Origin of the sequence: Alkalibacterium sp. MB6, from assembly GCF_009935905.1 — a bacterium.
Taxonomy (GTDB): domain Bacteria; phylum Bacillota; class Bacilli; order Lactobacillales; family Carnobacteriaceae_A; genus Alkalibacterium.
This window is the reverse complement of the sequence record NZ_PREX01000017.1, coordinates 38,702-57,209: the sequence shown is the minus strand read 5'-3', so window position 1 is coordinate 57,209 and position 18,508 is coordinate 38,702. Positions and strand designations below refer to the sequence as shown.

The following is an 18,508-nucleotide window of genomic DNA, read 5'->3' as shown; positions in this document are numbered from 1 at the left end:
CTTCTTTCTTCTTTTCTTAATTATACTCCTCACTTTTCTCTAAATAGAAGCAATAACAACTGACTTTGGAAAGAACCACATATAGTTTAGCAGTCACAAACAGCCAGAAATAGCTTCCACACTGCTCTCAGCACATATATCAATCATCCAAATACTTCAGAAGCACTAAAAGTACACTGGTCTAGTCTTCATAATAGAACCGAAGAAGATTAAGCAGCCCCCTCACTGCATAAGCGGAATATTCACCTCACCAGGAAAAACAACCACACCTGGTGAGGGTAATTGAAAATAATGTTTGACAGCATCATTTTTTTGCTTTATAATTACGCTATAAGGTGAAATATGCGAAAATGAGTAACGAAAAGATGAACCGAAGAAAGATATTTTCAACAGTTCACCTCAGAATGAAAGGAGGTGCATATCGTGAAAGAAAAGTATATTAGATTTGGAGATTTCATTAAGAAGAAGAGACAAGCACATCCAGATGAACTAACATTAAAAGACGTTTCTAAAATGCTCGGAATATCTCTTTCATTTCTAAGCGATGTTGAGAATAACAGAAGAAAGCCGTTTGATAAGGATAAGATGGAACTATTTGCTGAGAAGCTTAATCTTGATTCCGATGAGAAAGCTGAAATGTATGATCTAGCAGCCAGGGATCGAGGAGAAGTACCGGCGGATCTGGAAGACATCATGATGTATAGCGAAACAGGGGATATGGCCAGGATGGCTCTTAGACAGTCCAATGCAGGAAAGATAAGTGAGGATGACTGGAAACAGTTCATAAGGGATATGGAAAAAAAGAATAAGTGAAACATGGGTAACCAATATTAATATTTCAAAAACGATTTATATAAGAGAATCAACTAACTATATTTTATATTTAAACTTTGAGTTTTTTATAAATCCTGTTGAAGGTTAAAGATTAATAATAATTGTAGATACTTACTAAATAGTGTGATAAGAAAACCACTTTTCATATTTTTATTTTTTTAATGAATTGATTTGTTTTCGATGTTTTAAGATGCAGGATACCTAATACACCAATAATTTTTATGAAGCCGTATTAGGCTTTGTGGCTTTACACGGACAAGAAATCGAAAGAGTGGTGATTATGATTTGATGAAATTCCAATGGAATCGCATTGACAAAAAGAGCAATACACCGATCATCAAGAACACTGAAATTGATGATCTTGCAGAGATGGTACTCAAAGACTACAAACCGGTGCTCCTGAAAGAGCCGAGAAAAATAAAATACGAGCATTTTCTTGAATCGTACTTAGGTGCGAACCTTGATTATCAGCACATTTATTACGGGGAAGATGAAGGTCAAATCTTCGGAGTAACGGCCTTTAATAAGGAGCGATTGAAAGTCTTTGACAAGGAAGCCCTGCGAACCAAGCATATTTTGCTGGACAAGCATTCAGTGGTCTTAGACCACTACATAACTGAAGAGGGAAGAGAAGGTTTAGAGCTGTTTACCGGTTTACACGAAGGTGGGCATCTTTGGATGCACCCTGATGTTTACAGTGAACCGGAGGAACAGCTTTCACTGTTTGGCAGCGATAAGGAACAAATCCGGGCAGTGACGTGCTGCAGGCGGTCTGACATTGAAAACTTCGGCAGTCAAAAAAGAATCCGTACACCTGAGGAGTGGAGAGAGCATCAGGCAGATTACTTTGCCTCTGCCATTGCCATGCCAAGAGTAACGTTTAATCCTCTCGTTATGGAAACATTGAAAGCACATGGGATTACAGACGGCTTTGTTATCGAAGATGCAGGAGAAGATGAGTACTATTTTGTGAAACATGAACTGACAAGTACCATAGTGAAAGCCTATGGAGTGTCCAAGACAGCAGCCTATGTGAAATTGAGAAAGTTTGGGTTTGTGAAGGATGGAAAGACACTTAACGAAGAAAATAGCCAGTTTCGACTGTTCTAATATAAAAAAAGAAAAACTAGGAATCTGGTTTTTTTTAACCCGACATTACGCTAAATGGTGAAATGAGAGTAATTAACCTGTAGCTTGATAGAAATAAAATTTTTATCGATGAAAGCATTGATTTATCAGTGTTTGCAATAGCCGAGGCTGGCGAGAATAATATAATCATAGACAGAACATATGTTCGATTATATAATATAATTAAGCCTATAGCCACGGTAAAAATTTATATTAGTCGCATCATCTATGTGACTTAACCCAAAATCTTACCAAGGAGGTAATTGGATGGTCGAAGATCAAAATTTAGTTAACGTGAAGTGTCCGATGTGCGAAACAACGCTGGTAACAGTTGAAAGGGACCAGGAAGTAAGGGGTCCCTTTCAACACAAATGCGCAAAGTGTAAGCGCTTCTGGCGTGTCGATTATACAAGGAAAGTTGTGACCCATGTGAAAGGGAAACTGGACAAAACGCCAATCAAAAAGTGGGTACTCGATTTAAAAAGCGGGGACAGTACACCACATATACAGTAAGCTTTACTGAGACGAGAAGGAGCCAACATAATGAGCTACCTTAAGGGCCAGATTGCTAATAATTAATTTTATTAGTGATCTGGCCCTTTTTTTATTTGTATAAAAAATTATAGTGAGCAAGGAATCCTTGAATTACCTGAGGCCACATAATGACTGATTTATTCAGTTTTTATGTGGCCTTTTTTTGCGTTTTTCAGGCCATTCCTTGTGATCAAAAAATCCAAGGAGGAACAAACATGTTAAAAACATTCAAAACACAGGATGGAAAGATTACTACCATCGAGATTTCAGAAGAAGGAAAAGTGACCTATGCGGTGGGCAAGAAGAAAACCACCTTTGACCTGACTGAGTGCGATTCATTCACCTATGAGTTTAGCGCAACAGATGAAAAAGTTCAGATCACTGAGGATATGCTCATGGGCACTGAAGAGGTAGAGCCGTGGATGTGGCTTGTCATCACCAAAGGGGAGGAAAGACTCGAATACAACAGCAATAAGACTGAGACAAGGCGTCATCACAGCTACTCTGATCAGAACGATAAGTTTGACACATTAATGGCAGATGACGATGCACTTGACATTGTACTCAGCAATCTGGAGAAGGAGACCCTGCGTGAAGCAATCAAGACGTTGGAACCGCAGCAGGTGGACCTTATCTTGGATATCTATTACCGAGAGATTCCTATGGCTCATATTGCCAAGCGAGATGGTGTGGATGAAGCCGCTATCCGCAACCGTAAAAAGCGAATTTTAAAGAAAATCAAAAAAAGTTTATTTTAGGGGGTTCGGTTGTGCTCCTCCCGTGCCCTATATATAGAGGCCGCTGATAGGGGACTCAATTTGAACAGAGAGGAAGGTGAAAGAAATGCACAAAACAACAATAGGTAATCATGGGCAACCCAATGGCAAGACGCTGCACCATGTTGAAATTGGTATGAAAAAACCAGAGAAGAAGCAGGTGTTGACTGCAAAAAAAATGACACTCCGAAACAAACTGCTCAGTGCCATTTTTGGAAAAGGGCACAGGATGGTTGTTCTTGTACCAGGAGAAAGTGTTGGAACCATCTCCATTACAGAAATGGAAGTCCACGAACTTGAGCAGGAAACCATTGGATCTGAAAAAGGATAGAGAGGAGCAAGGAAATGAATGAAAAAGAAAAAGTAGACTATGTGTTCACCTCTGAATCGGTGACGGAGGGGCACCCTGACAAAGTATGTGACCAGCTAGCTGACGGTCTTTTGGATGCCATCATAAAGGAAGACCCAGAAGCCCGCAGTGCCATCGAAGTAACAGCTGCAGATGGGTTCATACACGTTTTTGGTGAAACAAGCACGGAAAAGAGAATTGACTACAAAAAAATTGTAAAAGACGTCATTCGTGAAATTGGTTATCAGGCAGATGAACTCTCCTTGGACGGTGAGTTTTACCGGATGCTTATCACAATGAACAGCCAGTCACCAGACATTGCCATGGGCGTGGTGAAGGATGAAATTTGTGCCGGTGACCAAGGCCTCATGTTCGGATACGCAACAGATGAGACGCCAACATTTATGCCACTACCCTTGCACCTTTCACATCAGCTCTGTATGAAGCTGGCTGAGGTCAGAAAGGCAGGTGAACTTACCTATCTGAAGCCTGACGGGAAAGCTCAAGTATCCCTTGGATACAGTAAGCAGCATAAGCCCCTGTCTGTCGAGGCCGTTGTTGTATCCACGCAGCATACGGAAGATGTGGATATAACAACGCTCAGAAAAGATGTGATGACCCATATCATTAAAAAAGTCATTCCACATGAGCTTTTGACTGAAAACACACAGGTGTTCATCAATCCTACAGGGCGATTTGTCCTTGGTGGTCCTGCTGCAGATTCGGGTTTGACCGGTAGAAAAATCATTGTTGATACCTATGGAAGTAAGGGACGTCATGGCGGTGGAGCTTTTTCAGGAAAGGATCCAACAAAGGTGGATCGTTCAGGCGCCTATCTTGCCAGATATATCGCTAAGAACATCGTGGCAGCAGGTATTGCTAGGGAATGTGAAGTGCAGGTCTCTTATGCGATTGGCGTAGCCAAGCCAGTGTCTTTTAAGATTGATACCTTTAACACCGGTAAACTGCCAGATGAGGTTCTCACGGAAATCATCAAAGCTCTTATTGATATGAGACCTGGAACCATCATTAAGTCATTTGGGTTGAGACGGCCCATCTACAGACAGTTTGCGGTCTACGGTCACTTTGGCAGAGAAAAGATGATGATTGATGGAAAAGAACTAAACACACCATGGGAGATGAAAGACCTGGTTCCGATTCTTGAGGAGCTGGCTACAGATTACTTCAAGACGAAAGGAGAATTGAAGGATGAGTAAAATTAAACTCGCACTGGATGTTGTCAGCGATCTTAGGTCGTTGGCTGAAAGTATAGAGACTTTGGTACGTGCCATGGAAGCAAATGAAACCGTGCCTGCCAATGAAGCCAAGGAAGAACCAACTAAAAAGAAATCCAAGGCAAAGGCAAAGGTAGAAGAATCAGAAACTAAGGCGCCTGAAGTTGAAGAAGCACCGGTTGAAGAAGTACCAGAAGAAAAACTACCAACATTGGAAGAAGTCAGAGCAGCTATGGCTGATAAGAGCAGAGATGGTCATAGAGAGGCGGTGAAAGCCATCATCACTAAATATGGGGCAAACAACCTCTCATCTCTGGATCCGATGCATTATGCGACTGCCCTTAAGGAAGTGGGTGAGCTGAAGTGAGTGGATCATATAACGCACATTCCATCTACTCCGCATCAGGGGCGCACCGCTGGATGAACTGTCCACCATCCGCTCATCTAGAGCAGCAGTTCCCAAACGAGACAAGCACCTATGCAGAGGAAGGAACTGCGGCACATGACCTGGCTGAACACAAGCTGAAGAAAGCACTGAAAATGCGATCCAAGAAACCCACAAGTCCTTATCACTCAGATGAGATGGATGAAATGACAGATTTGTATGTGGAGTACTGTCTAGAGCTGATTCAGAAGTCAAAAGAAAACTGCTCAGATCCGCAAATCTTAATAGAGCAAAAGCTTGATTTTAGTGATTATGTACCCGAAGGCTTTGGAACCGGAGATCTGGTTGTTGTTGGAGATGGGAATAAAAGTGAAAAAGAAAACGGGAGAGGAACTTTATATGTGGTGGATTTGAAATACGGACGTGGTGTTATCGTTTCAGCAGAAAAGAATCCACAGATGATGCTCTATGCACTCGGCGCCTTATCCCTTTTCGACATGCTCTATGACATCGAAAAAGTGTCAATGGCTATCGTTCAGCCTAGGGTGGATAACTTCTCCACATGGGAGATAACGGTGGAAGAACTCCTGAAGTGGGCAGAGGAGGAGTTGAAGCCTAAAGCATTACTGGCAAGTACGGGTGGCGGAGAGTTTTGTGCCGGAGACCATTGCAGATTCTGTAGAGCAAAGAATCAGTGCAGAGCTAGGGCTGTGAAAAACCTTGAACTATTAAAGTATGAGTTTCAGGATCCTGCTCTTCTCACAGATGAAGAAATCGCTGAAATCATTGGTCTTGCGGATGAACTGGCTAAATGGGCAGGGGATATCTACACCTACGCTACAGCGCTGGCCATCAATGAAGGTAGAGAGTGGGATGGATTCAAGCTCGTCGAAGGAAGAACCAGAAGGAAGTTCACAGATGAAACTGCAGTTGCTGAAACTGCAAAGGAAGCAGGATATACAGACATCTTCAAACAGAGCCTTATCACCATCACTGAGATGGAGAAGCTCATGGGCAAGAAGAAGTTCAATGAGCTATTGGGGAGCCTTGTGGAAAAGCCAAAGGGCAAACTCACCCTGGTTTCAGAGGCTGACAAACGCCAGGCTGTGGATCCGATCCATGCAGAATTTCAGGTGGAATCGTAACACAAGAGCAATCAAACATCATCACCAAGCAACAAAGAACATACCTGAAAAAAAGAAACAAACAAATTCAAATCTTAGGAGGATTTTATTATGAGTAAAGAAACGAAAGTGGTTGTACCTGGAAGACTGAGCTATGTGAACGTTTGGGAACCCAAAAGCATCAATGGTAGTGATCCGAAATACAGCGTCTCCATCATCATTCCGAAGACAGACAAGAAGACAGTCAATGCTGTTTTAAAAGCGGTGGAAGCAGCCAAACAGGAAGGTGCACCTAAATTTGGTGGGAAGATTCCGGCGAATCTGAAGACACCCCTTCGTGATGGTGATATCGACAGACCGGATGACCCGAATTATGAAGGTTGCTATTTCATCAATGCCAATTCCAAGGATGCCCCACAAGTTGTGGATGGACAGATTCGAACCATTCTTGATAGGAATGAAGTCTACTCCGGTTGTTATGGAAAGGTAAGCATAAACCTCTATGCCTTCAATGTGAATGGAAACCGTGGTATAGCGGCAGGTCTCGGGAACGTTCAGAAGCTTAAAGACGGAGAACCACTGGGTGGCAAGAGCCGAGCAGAAGATGACTTCGAGATTGAAGCCGACGATGATTTTCTGGCATAGCAGCAAAAAGAATGAGAGGAGGCGGTGACACATGAGAACGCTATCCATCGACATCGAGACCTACTCAGATATTGACCTAGGAAAGTGTGGTGTTTACCGCTACACAGACAGTCCAAACTTCGACATACTTCTCTTTGCCTACAGCCTAGACGAAGGACCAGTTCATCTGATTGACCTAGCTAGTGGTGAAGAGATTCCTGAAGAAATAGTGGAAGCGATAATTCGCAATGACATTATAAAGACGGCTTTTAATGCCAATTTTGAAAGGGTTGCTCTTATGCGGTATTTCACCCGTAAGTTAGACCGGGAAGTGTATATTGATCCATCCTCATGGAGGTGCAGTGAGGTTCAGGCAGCAATGCTTGGACTTCCACTCCACCTGGATGGTGTGTCTAAGGTGTTGAGTCTTGAAGCGCAAAAGATGTCTGAGGGAAAGCCGCTGATCCGATATTTCTGTATTCCCTGCAAGCCAACAGCGGCCAATGGTGGACGAGCGAGAAACATGCCATCGGATGCGCCGGACAAATGGGAGCTGTTCAAACAATACAACATCAGAGACGTTGAAGTGGAGCTGGAAATAAGAAAAAAGATTAAGGACTACCCCATACCGATGTCAGAACAAAGGCTCTATGAACTGGACCAAAGGATTAATGATAGAGGCTTTAGGGCGGATATGAATTTCGTCATGCAGGCCATATCCTGTGATCATCAGTTTACCGTCGCAGCAACAGAAAGAGCCTATGAACTGACAGGCTTAGAGAACCCAAACTCGGTATCACAACTGAAGGACTGGCTATCAGAGCGGGGTGTGGAAGTGGCGAGTCTTTCAAAGAAAAACGTAAAAGAGCTGGTCTCAGAAACAGAAGGTGAAGTGGAAGAAGCACTTAAGCTTCGGCTCCTCATGGCCAAGACCAGTGTCAGGAAATATGAAGCCATCGAAAGGGCAGTTTGTTTAGATGGCAGAGTCCATGGACTGTTTCAGTTCTATGGGGCCAATCGAACAGGTCGGTTTGCCGGAAGGCTGGTGCAAGTCCAAAATCTCCCACAGAACCACCTTGTAGACCTAAAGCTTGCTAGAGATCTGGTTAAAGAAGGTCGATTTGAGGATCTCCAGATGCTCTTTGGAAATACACCAGGGGTACTGTCAGAACTCATAAGAACCGCCTTCATTCCAAAAGAAGGGCACCGGTTCATCGTAGCTGACTTTTCAGCCATTGAAGCGAGGGTGCTGTCCTGGCTCGCCGGAGAAAAGTGGCGGCTTGAAGTATTCGAGTCCCACGGAAAGATCTATGAGGCATCTGCTTCACAGATGTTTCATGTGCCGCTTGATGAAATAACAAAGGGTAGTCAACTGAGGCAAAAGGGCAAAATTTCTGAACTTGCCTGTGGGTATGGTGGAGGGGTTGGAGCACTTAAATCCATGGGTGCCTTGGAGATGGGTGTGGAAGAACAGGAGCTGCAAGGTCTGATCGATAACTGGCGAAGAGCAAATCCTCACATCGTGAATTTCTGGTGGGAAGTGGACAAGATGGCCATTAAGGCAGTGAAGGAGAGAACCAGAACTAGAACTCATGGGATTCTCTTCACCTATAAAAGCGGCATGCTTTTCGTAACACTTCCATCCGGAAGGGACCTGGTTTATGTGAAGCCAAAGCTGATGCTGAATAAATTCGGACGAGAAGGATTGACCTATGAAGGTATCGGAACCACGAAGAAGTGGGAGCGAATTGAAACCTACGGCCCAAAGATTGTGGAGAACATTGTACAGGCAACTGCCAGAGACTTACTCGGTGAGGCCATGCTAAGGCTTGATGAATCAGGGTTTGACATTGTCGCTCATGTACACGATGAGGTGATCTGTGAAGTGCCAGTGGGCGAGTCCAGCGTAGAAGAGGTTTGCCGCATCATGAGCGAAAGTCCCAAGTGGTCGGAGGGATTGCCACTGGATGCAGATGGCTATGCTTGCGACTTTTACCAGAAGGATTAATAAGTTACTGCATTTAGATAAATGAAAAGAAAGCGAGGAAAGATAGATGATTTCAAAAGAATATGGAAAGTACACCTTGATTTGTGACATATGCGGAGCGGATTCAGATGAAGAATACGAGACATTTCAAGATGCTGCAGATGCAGGGGCAGACATCGAATGGAAGAGAAAGAAGATTGATGGTGGTTGGGTAGATGTTTGCCCGGATTGTATAGAGTAGGAGGTTGCGATGTTTTCTGAAAGATTAAAGGCTTCTCGTAAAGAAGTAGGACTAACACAAGTTGAATTGGCGAAAACCCTTAAAGTTTCAAGCGGGACCGTTGGCATGTGGGAAACCGGAAAAAGAGAGCCAAAGTTTGAAGTAATGGGTCACCTATCAAAAAGATTAAACAAGTCCGTTGACTACCTTCTTGGTCTTTCAGAAAATGCGTCACCTCAAGCAGCAGACAAGACTCATTTAAAAGAGAGTAGCAGACTGCAGGCACGTGCAGAAGTAATTTATAGCTGCGATGATTATGACCTTGTTCTAATCAAAAAAACATAGCAATAGAAGGAGGACGCCATGAAATTTATTATTTCAACAGGCAACAGCCGTAAAGATAAATTGTGGAAGGAACAGACGGTATCCTGGGAAGACTTCGCTAAGCGGCTCTCCCAAACAATCGTCACCAGTGAAACACAAGAAGAATACAGAAAAATGAAGAAGTATCAGCAGGATGATGTGAAAGATGTAGGTGGTTTTGTAGCTGGTCAGCTTAAAGATGGCAGACGAAACAAAGCCGGTGTTATAAACCGCTCCATGCTAACCCTGGATATGGATTATGCAGATGATGCAGTAGCCATAGCTGAAAACATGGAGATGCTCTATGGACAGGCAGCGGTGATCTACTCCACCCATAAACATACACCGGAAAAGCCAAGACTCAGACTCATCATTCCACTGTCAAGAACAGTGACCGCAGATGAGTACCAGGCTGTCAGCAGAAGAATCGCCAAAGAAATCGGTATGGAGCTTTTCGATGACACCACCTACGAACCCAATCGGCTCATGTATTGGCCAAGCACATCCAGTGACGGGGAATATTTCTTCAGGGAAATCCAAGGGAGTTACCTAAATCCTGACAGTATCCTAAAGCTTTACGACAACTGGCAGGACTCATCATCATGGCCTGTTTCATCAAGACAAACCAAACTGTTGGACAGGTTGATGAAAAAGCAAGCGGACCCCACCAGAAAAGAAGGGTTGATTGGTGCATTTTGTAGGAGCTACACCATAGAAGAAGCCATCGAGACTTTTCTCTCAGACGTATATCAGCCAAGTGTCATGCCTGAGAGATATGACTACATTCCGGCAGACTCTACAGCTGGTGTTGTGGTCTACAACGGAAAACATGCCTATTCCCATCATGCGACAGATCCGGCATGCGGCCATTTATGCAACGCCTTTGACCTTGTGAGGATTCACCGGTTTGGTGAACTGGATGAGGGTGCAGATGAAAGAAAACAGCTTCCCTCTGTGAAAACCATGCTAGAGTTCTGCACCACAGATGAAAAGGTCAAGAAGCAACTGGCCAAAGAGCGAGCAGAGGACATGAAAGAGGAATTTCAAAAGGATGAAGATGACGTAGACACGAAAGAAACAGAATCTGAAGAGGATGAGGATCTTTCATGGCAGCTTCAACTTGAACTCAACAAGAACGGAACGGTGAAAGATACACCGACAAATATTCTAACAATCATGCGACACGATCCAAGGTTAAAGGGCATCGCCTATAACCAGATGAAAAGCTTGATGGACGTGAATGGATCCCTACCTTGGGAGCAGGTGAAGGATGGTTGGAATGATTCAGATCATTCGAATCTTAAGATGTATCTTGATAGGCACTATGGCATCTGGTCACCGGCCAAAGTCAAAGACGCACTCATAACAGCTGCATCTGAGCGTGTGTTTCATCCGGTTAAAGATTATCTCGGTGGACTCCCGGTTTGGGACGGAATCGAGAGGGTGGATACGCTGCTGATCGACTATCTAGGTGCAGAGGATAACAAATACACTAGATCCGTGATGCGAAAGACTTTAGTAGCAGCGGTTGCGAGGATTTTTGAACCGGGTATCAAGTTCGACTACATTTTGGTGCTCAATGGACCCCAAGGTATCGGAAAGTCCACCTTCTTTGCGAAGCTTAGCGGTTCATGGTTTTCAGACAGTTTAACCGTATCAGATATGCGGGACAAAGCAGGTGCGGAAAAACTCCAAGGCTACTGGATCCTGGAGCTGGGAGAGTTGGCAGGTCTTCGCAAGATCGATGTGGAGACGGTCAAGTCCTTCATCACCAGGACTGATGATAAGTTCAGACAAAGCTATGGCGTAAACGTGGAGAACCATCCAAGGCAGTGCATCATTGTGGGAAGCACCAACAATATCAGCGGCTTCCTTAGAGACATAACCGGAAACAGACGGTTCTGGCCTGTGAGGGTCAGTGGCGGGAAGAAAAGTGTTTGGAACATGGAGGACATTGATCAGATCTGGGCAGAGGCCCTGGTTCGATATAAAGACGGAGAAGCCTTGCTGCTTAAAGGAGATGAAGAACGCATGGCACTTGAAGAACAGCGGGATGCCATGGAAGCAGATGACAGAGAAGGACTCATCGGAGATTATCTTGAAGCCTTGCTACCTGAAAACTGGGACAACATGGACCTTTATGAAAGACGCAGCTACCTGGCAGGTCAAAGTGAATTTGGATCGGAAATGCCGGTCGGCACGAAGAGACGAGACAAGGTCTGTGTTCATGAGATCTGGTGTGAGTGCCTTGGTAAAGACAAGTCCAATTTAAGACGTCAGGATTCCTATGAGATCATCGGAGTGCTCATGCGAATCGGCGGCTGGGAAAGCTACACCGGTAACAAGCAGGGTCAAACGAGGTTTCCGCTTTACGGCAATCAGAAGACCTTCTGCCGGGTGTGTAATCTGGATGAAGATTCAATTACACAAGAGCAAGGGTCAAGTGACAGCAACTTGTAATGTGCGTAACGAAGAAAAGTTGATTACAAATTCTAATTACAGCAAAAAAGTCTGTAATCACAAAGGGTTTAAGGTCATTTGTAATTATGTAATTAAGAATAACCAAAAGAATAAGAAATAAGTAATTAATAGCAATAATGACGTAATTACACTGGTATACGCGCGTAAGAGTTTTTAACCCCCTAATTACAGAGATAATTACAGACTTAATTACAAAGAAAAATGCGAGGAAACATAAGTCATTCTGAAGATGAGAAGTTGCAAGTAACGATGCACAATTATTGCAGCGAATGAAACGATGACAAGCAGAGGAAATAAACTGCATCAATAAATGAGGTGAAAGACATGACTGAAAAAGAGATTGAGCTGATGCTCGTGAAAGAAGTGAAAAGAAGAGGTGGGAGGGCTTTTAAGTTTATCTCACCTGGAATAAATGGAGTGCCAGACCGGTTGGTGCTTCTGCCTGGTGGCAGAGCAGGATTTGTTGAGGTGAAGGCACCAGGCAAAAAGATGCGACCCAATCAGATAAAGCGAAAAGGAGAGCTGGAAGGGCTAGGGTTTTTGGTTTATTGCCTGGACAGTCCAGAGGACATAGGAGGTGTGGTGGATGCAATTACCGGAAGTGTTACTACCAAAATCAAGACTACCGTATCACCCTCATGAATATCAGATACATTGCACAGAGTTCATCTTGGAGAAAACTTCTGCAGGACTGTTCCTGGACATGGGTCTTGGCAAGAGTGTGATCACACTGACCGCTCTTGTGGACCTGCTACACGACCGGTTTGAAGTATCCAAGGTCTTGGTGATTGCACCGCTTCGAGTGGCAAATACCACATGGCTGGATGAGGTTTTGAAGTGGACTCATCTGAAGAACTTAAGGGTATCGAGGGTTCTCGGCAGTGCGAAGGATCGGACTATGGCTCTTTACAAGAAAGCAGATATCTATACCATCAACCGAGAGAATGTTCCCTGGCTCGTGGAGTTTTATAAAAACGATTGGCCCTTTGACATGGTGATCATTGATGAACTTTCCAGTTTTAAATCGCCTTCGGCTAAAAGGTTCAGAGCACTGAAAAAGGTCAGGCATAAAATCAAAAGGATTGTGGGACTGACTGGAACGCCTGCTCCAAATGGTCTCTTGGATATCTGGAGCCAGATCTACCTTCTTGATGGTGGGGAGAGGCTTGGTAGAACCTTTAGTGGATACCGCGGCAGATATTTTCATCCACAGAAATACGTGAACGGTGGCATACCAACAGACTATGCACTAAACGATGATGCTGAGGATAAAATCTACGACAAGATTTCAGATATCTGTATCAGCATGAAAGCTCTGGAGTATCTGAAGATGCCGGAAATCATCTTCAACAAAGTGGAAGTGGAGCTTTCTGAAAAGGAAATGAAACTCTACAGAAAACTTGAAAGAGACCTGTTGCTTCCTCTTGAGAACAGTGATGTGGATGCTGCCAATGCAGCGGTGCTTTCCAATAAGCTTCTTCAGATGTCGGGCGGAACAGTCTATGACGAGTACGGAGATGTACACCAGATTCATGACAGGAAGCTGGATGCTTTAGAGGATCTTGTTGAAGCAGCCAATGGAAAACCGGTTCTGATCTACTACGGTTTCAGACATGAGCGTGACCGAATCAAAGAGAGATTTGATGCAGGAGACATCAACACCTCGGAGGACATAGCAAGATGGAATCGGGGTGAGATGAAGATTGCCCTGTGTCACCCGGCATCAGCGGGGCACGGACTCAACCTTCAAGAGGGTGGCTCCACCATCATTTGGTTTAGTGTCACATGGAGCCTTGAACTATATCAACAAGCCAATGCCAGACTGTGGCGGCAAGGACAGAAGCAAACGGTAGTGATCCATCACATCCTAGCCAAAGACACCATTGATCATAGGGTGATGATGGCACTTGACAATAAAGACATCGGTCAGAACGCTTTGATTGAAGCGGTCAAGGCCAGAATAGAAAACTTGCGAAATGGAGGATAAAAAAATGAGTGTAAATAAATTTAATGCAGAAGGCTATCATGACCCCACGGTCTTTGAAGCTTTAACCAATATTGAAAAAGAAGAAAAGCAAAGAAAGAAAAAGAAAATCGTGTTCATCTGCAGTCCCTTTGCCGGTGACATTGACATGAACACCAGACGAGCCAGAAGGTTTGGAAGGTTTGCTGTGACTGAGAAGGTTGTACCCATCATTCCACATTTGATGTACCCACAATTCCTTGAGGAAGAGGATCCTGAAGAACGACAGCTGGGCATTGATATGGGACTCATACTCTTAAGCAAATGCCATGAGCTTTGGGTCTTTGGCAATCGAATCTCTTCAGGAATGATTGTGGAGATTGCAAAGGCCAAGAGATGGAAGATACCAATCAGATATTTTACGAACGAGTGTGAAGAAACAGGAGGTGTCAGCAAATGATGGAGCAGCATTGTTTTGCTTATAGGAACGGGAACTGTAAGGCACTGAAAATCAGACGGTGTCAAGGAGAAGGATGCCCGTTCTTTAAGACCAAAGCCAGAGCAGTGGAAGAACAAAAGAAGGTGTTTGCAAGGATCAGACTGATGGATCCGGCATCAAGAAAGAACATAATGACTTTATATTACGGAGGTAAGATGAGTCTTTTAGACGAAACGGAGGTGTGATAATGAATGCAAAAGAATACTTGTCACAAGCTCTGTGGCTGGACCAGATGATTGAAAGTAAACTGGAGCAGCTTGAGACATTGAGAGGACTGTCAATGAAAGTGACGTCCAGTTTCAGAGATGATAAAGTGACCGGAGGCAACAACGAAAAGAGTAGAATGGAGAGCACCATTGTGAAAGTCATCGAGCTTGAAGAAGAAATCAATGCTGACTTCAACCGACTGATCGATTTGAAGAAGACCATTCAGGATACCATCAACAAGATGGAAGATATCAACTACCAGCTCCTTCTTGAGATGCGCTACATCAACGGAAAGAACTGGGAGGACATTGCCCAGCAACTAAACTACAACAATCGAACGGTATTCAAAGTACACGGGAAAGCATTGAAGCAATTTGAACGTGTGAATGCAAGTGGGCAGTAAAGGGCATAGAAGGGCACTGCCCCATGATGATATAGTATATCGTGTAAAGGTGTAGAAAAATTCCGATACACGATATGCTGTAGCATACGCCCAAGCTAAATCGATACGACTCTTGGGAAACGCAGCATTCCAAGGATGCCAAGCTCTGGTTAAGGAACTGGAGCTTTTTCTATACCTTTTTAAGGGAAAAAACGGGAGGTGAAGCTGATGCCTTGGAAACCAAAGAGCATCTGTAACTATCCTGGGTGTCAATCGCTGACCCATGATAGATATTGTGAGAAGCACAAGAAAGAAATGATTAGAGTCCAGAACGACAGGAGTTCTAAGATGTACACCTATCAGTGGCGAAAGGCCAGCAAGGAGTTTCTTAAGAAGCATCCCCTGTGTGTTCACTGCGAGAGAGAAAGAAGACTCACGCCAGCTACTGAGGTGGACCACATCAAACCACATGGTGGTGACCGGAAGCTCTTCTGGAACAAAAACAACTGGCAGCCACTGTGTAAAAGTTGTCACTCCAAGAAGACTGCTGAAGAAGATGGCGGCTTTGGAAACAATCCTAAGCCTGCGAGGGGGTAGGGGGTCTCAATCTCTACAGAAGTGGCTAAACGACAACGCGCAAGGGTCTTCTGTGAGAAATCGCAAAAATCGCAAGGGGGGTATATCCCAACTTTTCTTCGCAATATTCAAGGGGAGATAATCTTCTGGAAATAGCATGAATAGTGGGATATAGCGACCCATGAATAGACAGGGAACCTAATCAAAGTGAATGCATTACAGCCTTGAAATACAGGTGTTTTACTATCATATTTTACAAGCTTTAGCCTGATGACTGCGGTCACGGGCTTTTTTAATGCCAAGAAACGGAGGGAATCTGATGAAACAGGACATGGTTATAAGAAAAGTGCCGGTAACGGATATCAATCCGGCAGAATATAACCCAAGAAAAGATTTGAAGCCCGGAGATCCAGCTTATGAAAAGCTGAAAAGGTCCATGACCGAATTTGGGTATGTAGAGCCAATCATCTGGAATGAAGAGACGGGCAATATTGTCGGAGGCCATCAAAGATATAAGGTGCTGGTGGCAGAAGGTCACACAGAAGTCGAATGTGTCATTGTTAAGATGAGTTCTGAAAGAGAAAAGGCTCTCAATGTTGCGCTAAATAAAGTCACAGGCGATTGGGAGTTTGAAGCTCTGGCGGATCTGATTAAAGATCTGGAAGCACAGGACTTCGATGTGACCCTTACCGGATTTGATGCTGCAGAGATTGAAGACCTCTTTAGCCAGGTTCATGATAAGGATGCAAAAGATGATGATTACGATGTGAATAAAGCATTAGAGGAAGCGGCCTTCGTTAAGCCGGGAGATGTATGGCTCCTCGGGAGACACCGTCTTCTTTGTGGTGATGCAACGAAACCTGAAGATGTTGAAAAGCTTATGGATGGAAAGAACGCCAATCTCGTCCTGACAGATCCTCCTTACAATGTGGACTTCGAAAGCGCCAGCGGTCTTAAGATTCAAAATGATAAACAAGATAACGACACCTTCTACAGCTTCCTGCTTGCAGCCTTTAAAAACATGGCGGAGCATACTGCTCCAGGTGGATCCATCTATGTTTTCCATGCGGACACAGAAGGACTTAATTTCAGAAAGGCTTTCATTGAAGCGGGCTTTCACTTAAGTGGCGTGTGTATCTGGAAGAAGAACTCTCTGGTTCTTAGCAGAAGCCCATACAACTGGATCCATGAACCGATTCTCTTTGGATGGCTTAGAGGCGGTAAACACAAATGGTTTACCGGTAGATCTGAAACCACAGTATGGAACTACGATAAACCAAAGAAGAATGGCGAACATCCAACCATGAAGCCGGTGCCGCTTCTTTGCTACCCCATTAAGAATTCATCCCAGGTTAACGGGATTGTCATGGACCTATTTGGTGGCAGCGGTTCTACACTCATTGCCTGTGAACAGATCGACCGAATCGCCTATACACTAGAACTTGACCCCAAGTATGCCACAGTCATTGTGAAAAGATACATCGAGCAGGTCGGGACAGATGCAGATGTATATGTACTTCGGGACGGAGAAAAAATCGCATATAAGGATTTTCAAGAGGAAGGGAGTGCTGAGCATGAACTTCCTTGATTTCTGTTCAGGTATTGGTGGATTCAGACTGGGGTTGGAACTTGCCGGTCATAAATGCATTGGATTTTGTGAATATGATAAATACGCTGTTAGAAGCTATAAAGCTATGTTTGATACGGAAGGAGAGTGGTTTGCGGATGACGTCACAAAACTTAAATCAGATGAAATCCCCTACGCAGACATCTGGTGTTTTGGATTCCCATGCCAGGACATCTCAGTTGCCGGAAAGCAAAAGGGACTTAGAGGAGAAAGAAGTGGCATCTATTTCAGCATCATTGATCTCGTCAAAGGCAAAAAAGAAGAAGATAAACCCACATTCCTACTCATTGAGAACGTTAAAAACCTGCTATCAATTAATTCTGGATTCGATTTTGCCACCGTTCTCTCTGAACTGGATGAAGCGGGGTATGATGCAATGTGGCAAGTGCTTAACTCTAAAAACTTCGGAGTCCCCCAAAACAGGGAACGGGTGTTTATTGTCGCACATCTTAGAAGCAGAGGTAGACGAGAAATATTACCTGTCGAAGGAGAAAACGGAGCAGCTATTAAGCAAATTATAGCGGGGCCTCAAGGGTATCGTGTCATGAGTACTGAAGGGATATCCTGTACTCTTGCCAGTAATGCTGGTGGGGCTGGGGCAAAGACGGGACTTTATTTCATTGATCAGTCCACGCAAAAATCGAAGATCACCAAAGAGTCCAGATGCCTAACCTCAAGGTACACCTCAGGAATCGTCAACCGCACTGCAATGAACAGTGCAGTTCTAGAAGCCCACCCTGTTCTTACACCGGACAGGGCTGAGAAAAGACAAAACGGAAGAAGAATGAAAGAGTGCGATGAGCCTATGTTCACCCTCACTTCCCAAGATCGTCACGGAGTGGCTATCAGAGAAGCCACAAAAAAGGGATATGCTGAAGCGGAAGAAGGGGATAGCATAAACATCTCATTTCCTGGAAGCAAGACAAGAAGAGGACGTGTAGGCAAAAAGGTGGCACAGACCCTTGATACCCAATGCATGCAGGGAACTTTGTCGAAGGAGCTGCGAATTCGAAGGTTGACTCCGAAAGAGTGTTTTCGACTTCAGGGTTTTCCTGATGAGATGTTTGAAAAAGCAAGGACTGTTAATTCCGACAACCAGCTCTACAAACAGGCAGGAAATGCAGTAACAGTGAACGTGGCATATGCAGTGGCCTGTTCTCTTGAAGTGGTTGAAGGTGTATAAATCGGAAGTGGTTTTTCTTCATAAATGACTT

The 18,508-nt window shown here is 44.2% G+C and carries 21 protein-coding genes; all 21 read left to right on the top strand.

Going from position 1 to position 18,508, the window contains the following annotated elements:
* Positions 1-423: 423 nt before the first annotated feature.
* Complete coding sequence (locus C3945_RS07850; protein WP_161879144.1) at positions 424-813, top strand: helix-turn-helix domain-containing protein; 390 nt, start codon at positions 424-426, stop codon at positions 811-813.
* A gap of 309 nt (positions 814-1,122) precedes the next feature.
* Complete coding sequence (locus C3945_RS07845) at positions 1,123-1,944, top strand: ImmA/IrrE family metallo-endopeptidase (protein WP_161879143.1); 822 nt, start codon at positions 1,123-1,125, stop codon at positions 1,942-1,944.
* A 285-nt stretch (positions 1,945-2,229) separates the two neighbouring features.
* A complete protein-coding gene (locus tag C3945_RS07840; RefSeq protein ID WP_161879142.1) occupies positions 2,230-2,475 on the top strand; it encodes a hypothetical protein in 246 nt (81 codons plus the stop codon).
* A 236-nt stretch (positions 2,476-2,711) separates the two neighbouring features.
* Entirely contained in the window at positions 2,712-3,254 is a 543-nt protein-coding gene (locus tag C3945_RS07835) for a sigma-70 family RNA polymerase sigma factor (protein ID WP_161879141.1), read from the top strand.
* 85 nt (positions 3,255-3,339) lie between these two features.
* Positions 3,340-3,603, top strand: coding sequence for a hypothetical protein (locus C3945_RS07830; protein ID WP_161879140.1), 264 nt, complete (start codon positions 3,340-3,342; stop codon positions 3,601-3,603).
* A 14-nt stretch (positions 3,604-3,617) separates the two neighbouring features.
* Complete coding sequence (gene metK, locus C3945_RS07825; RefSeq protein WP_161879139.1) at positions 3,618-4,838, top strand: methionine adenosyltransferase; 1,221 nt, start codon at positions 3,618-3,620, stop codon at positions 4,836-4,838.
* The gene (locus C3945_RS07820) at positions 4,831-5,223 is read left to right on the top strand and encodes an rRNA biogenesis protein rrp5 (protein WP_161879138.1); all 393 of its coding nucleotides are present in this window, start codon (positions 4,831-4,833) and stop codon (positions 5,221-5,223) included. The genes metK and C3945_RS07820 overlap by 8 nt, the downstream gene beginning before the upstream one ends.
* Positions 5,220-6,386 carry a DUF2800 domain-containing protein gene (locus tag C3945_RS07815; RefSeq protein ID WP_272928085.1) on the top strand — a complete coding sequence of 389 codons (1,167 nt, stop codon included), beginning with the start codon at positions 5,220-5,222 and terminating at the stop codon, positions 6,384-6,386. The genes C3945_RS07820 and C3945_RS07815 overlap by 4 nt, the downstream gene beginning before the upstream one ends.
* A gap of 90 nt (positions 6,387-6,476) precedes the next feature.
* Positions 6,477-7,010, top strand: a complete 534-nt coding sequence (locus tag C3945_RS07810; protein ID WP_161879136.1) for a DUF2815 family protein — start codon at positions 6,477-6,479, stop codon at positions 7,008-7,010.
* Between the two features lie 31 nt (positions 7,011-7,041).
* Positions 7,042-8,997 (top strand): DNA polymerase, encoded by a 1,956-nt coding sequence (locus C3945_RS07805; RefSeq protein ID WP_161879135.1) that lies wholly within the window; start codon positions 7,042-7,044, stop codon positions 8,995-8,997.
* 76 nt (positions 8,998-9,073) lie between these two features.
* Complete coding sequence (locus C3945_RS07800) at positions 9,074-9,217, top strand: hypothetical protein (protein ID WP_237585516.1); 144 nt, start codon at positions 9,074-9,076, stop codon at positions 9,215-9,217.
* Positions 9,218-9,226: 9 nt separating this feature from the next.
* Positions 9,227-9,541 carry a helix-turn-helix domain-containing protein gene (locus tag C3945_RS07795; RefSeq protein WP_161879133.1) on the top strand — a complete coding sequence of 105 codons (315 nt, stop codon included), beginning with the start codon at positions 9,227-9,229 and terminating at the stop codon, positions 9,539-9,541.
* Positions 9,542-9,559: 18 nt separating this feature from the next.
* Positions 9,560-12,019, top strand: coding sequence for a virulence-associated E family protein (locus tag C3945_RS07790; protein WP_161879132.1), 2,460 nt, complete (start codon positions 9,560-9,562; stop codon positions 12,017-12,019).
* A gap of 345 nt (positions 12,020-12,364) precedes the next feature.
* On the top strand, positions 12,365-12,682 hold the full coding sequence (locus C3945_RS07785; RefSeq protein ID WP_161879131.1) for a VRR-NUC domain-containing protein: 318 nt from the start codon (positions 12,365-12,367) through the stop codon (positions 12,680-12,682).
* Positions 12,627-14,027, top strand: a complete 1,401-nt coding sequence (locus tag C3945_RS07780) for an SNF2-related protein (RefSeq protein WP_161879130.1) — start codon at positions 12,627-12,629, stop codon at positions 14,025-14,027. Before C3945_RS07785 ends, C3945_RS07780 begins: the two co-directional genes overlap by 56 nt.
* Positions 14,028-14,031: 4 nt before the next feature.
* Positions 14,032-14,463 (top strand): DUF7768 domain-containing protein, encoded by a 432-nt coding sequence (locus C3945_RS07775; RefSeq protein ID WP_161879129.1) that lies wholly within the window; start codon positions 14,032-14,034, stop codon positions 14,461-14,463.
* Positions 14,460-14,687, top strand: coding sequence for a hypothetical protein (locus tag C3945_RS07770; RefSeq protein WP_161879128.1), 228 nt, complete (start codon positions 14,460-14,462; stop codon positions 14,685-14,687). Before C3945_RS07775 ends, C3945_RS07770 begins: the two co-directional genes overlap by 4 nt.
* 2 nt (positions 14,688-14,689) lie before the next feature.
* Entirely contained in the window at positions 14,690-15,112 is a 423-nt protein-coding gene (locus C3945_RS07765; RefSeq protein WP_161879127.1) for a DUF1492 domain-containing protein, read from the top strand.
* A 207-nt stretch (positions 15,113-15,319) separates the two neighbouring features.
* The gene (locus C3945_RS07760) at positions 15,320-15,688 is read left to right on the top strand and encodes an HNH endonuclease (protein ID WP_161879126.1); all 369 of its coding nucleotides are present in this window, start codon (positions 15,320-15,322) and stop codon (positions 15,686-15,688) included.
* 310 nt (positions 15,689-15,998) lie between these two features.
* Positions 15,999-17,255, top strand: coding sequence for a site-specific DNA-methyltransferase (locus tag C3945_RS07755; RefSeq protein WP_161879151.1), 1,257 nt, complete (start codon positions 15,999-16,001; stop codon positions 17,253-17,255).
* Positions 17,236-18,477, top strand: coding sequence for a DNA (cytosine-5-)-methyltransferase (dcm, locus tag C3945_RS07750; RefSeq protein ID WP_202623323.1), 1,242 nt, complete (start codon positions 17,236-17,238; stop codon positions 18,475-18,477). The genes C3945_RS07755 and dcm overlap by 20 nt, the downstream gene beginning before the upstream one ends.
* Positions 18,478-18,508 lie beyond the last annotated feature (31 nt).

What these genes read in the sequence shown, in the direction of transcription:
- C3945_RS07770 (WP_161879128.1), top strand. Translation starts at nt 14,460, where the DNA reads ATGATGGAGCAGCATTGTTTTGCTTATAGGAACGGGAACTGTAAGGCA.
- metK (WP_161879139.1), top strand. Translation starts at nt 3,618, where the DNA reads ATGAATGAAAAAGAAAAAGTAGACTATGTGTTCACCTCTGAATCGGTG.
- C3945_RS07760 (WP_161879126.1), top strand. Translation starts at nt 15,320, where the DNA reads ATGCCTTGGAAACCAAAGAGCATCTGTAACTATCCTGGGTGTCAATCG.
- C3945_RS07845 (WP_161879143.1), top strand. Translation starts at nt 1,123, where the DNA reads ATGAAATTCCAATGGAATCGCATTGACAAAAAGAGCAATACACCGATC.
- C3945_RS07755 (WP_161879151.1), top strand. Translation starts at nt 15,999, where the DNA reads ATGGTTATAAGAAAAGTGCCGGTAACGGATATCAATCCGGCAGAATAT.
- C3945_RS07810 (WP_161879136.1), top strand. Translation starts at nt 6,477, where the DNA reads ATGAGTAAAGAAACGAAAGTGGTTGTACCTGGAAGACTGAGCTATGTG.
- C3945_RS07780 (WP_161879130.1), top strand. Translation starts at nt 12,627, where the DNA reads ATGCAATTACCGGAAGTGTTACTACCAAAATCAAGACTACCGTATCAC.
- C3945_RS07775 (WP_161879129.1), top strand. Translation starts at nt 14,032, where the DNA reads ATGAGTGTAAATAAATTTAATGCAGAAGGCTATCATGACCCCACGGTC.
- C3945_RS07790 (WP_161879132.1), top strand. Translation starts at nt 9,560, where the DNA reads ATGAAATTTATTATTTCAACAGGCAACAGCCGTAAAGATAAATTGTGG.
- C3945_RS07785 (WP_161879131.1), top strand. Translation starts at nt 12,365, where the DNA reads ATGACTGAAAAAGAGATTGAGCTGATGCTCGTGAAAGAAGTGAAAAGA.
- C3945_RS07835 (WP_161879141.1), top strand. Translation starts at nt 2,712, where the DNA reads ATGTTAAAAACATTCAAAACACAGGATGGAAAGATTACTACCATCGAG.
- C3945_RS07765 (WP_161879127.1), top strand. Translation starts at nt 14,690, where the DNA reads ATGAATGCAAAAGAATACTTGTCACAAGCTCTGTGGCTGGACCAGATG.
- C3945_RS07795 (WP_161879133.1), top strand. Translation starts at nt 9,227, where the DNA reads ATGTTTTCTGAAAGATTAAAGGCTTCTCGTAAAGAAGTAGGACTAACA.
- C3945_RS07840 (WP_161879142.1), top strand. Translation starts at nt 2,230, where the DNA reads ATGGTCGAAGATCAAAATTTAGTTAACGTGAAGTGTCCGATGTGCGAA.
- C3945_RS07830 (WP_161879140.1), top strand. Translation starts at nt 3,340, where the DNA reads ATGCACAAAACAACAATAGGTAATCATGGGCAACCCAATGGCAAGACG.
- C3945_RS07805 (WP_161879135.1), top strand. Translation starts at nt 7,042, where the DNA reads ATGAGAACGCTATCCATCGACATCGAGACCTACTCAGATATTGACCTA.
- C3945_RS07820 (WP_161879138.1), top strand. Translation starts at nt 4,831, where the DNA reads ATGAGTAAAATTAAACTCGCACTGGATGTTGTCAGCGATCTTAGGTCG.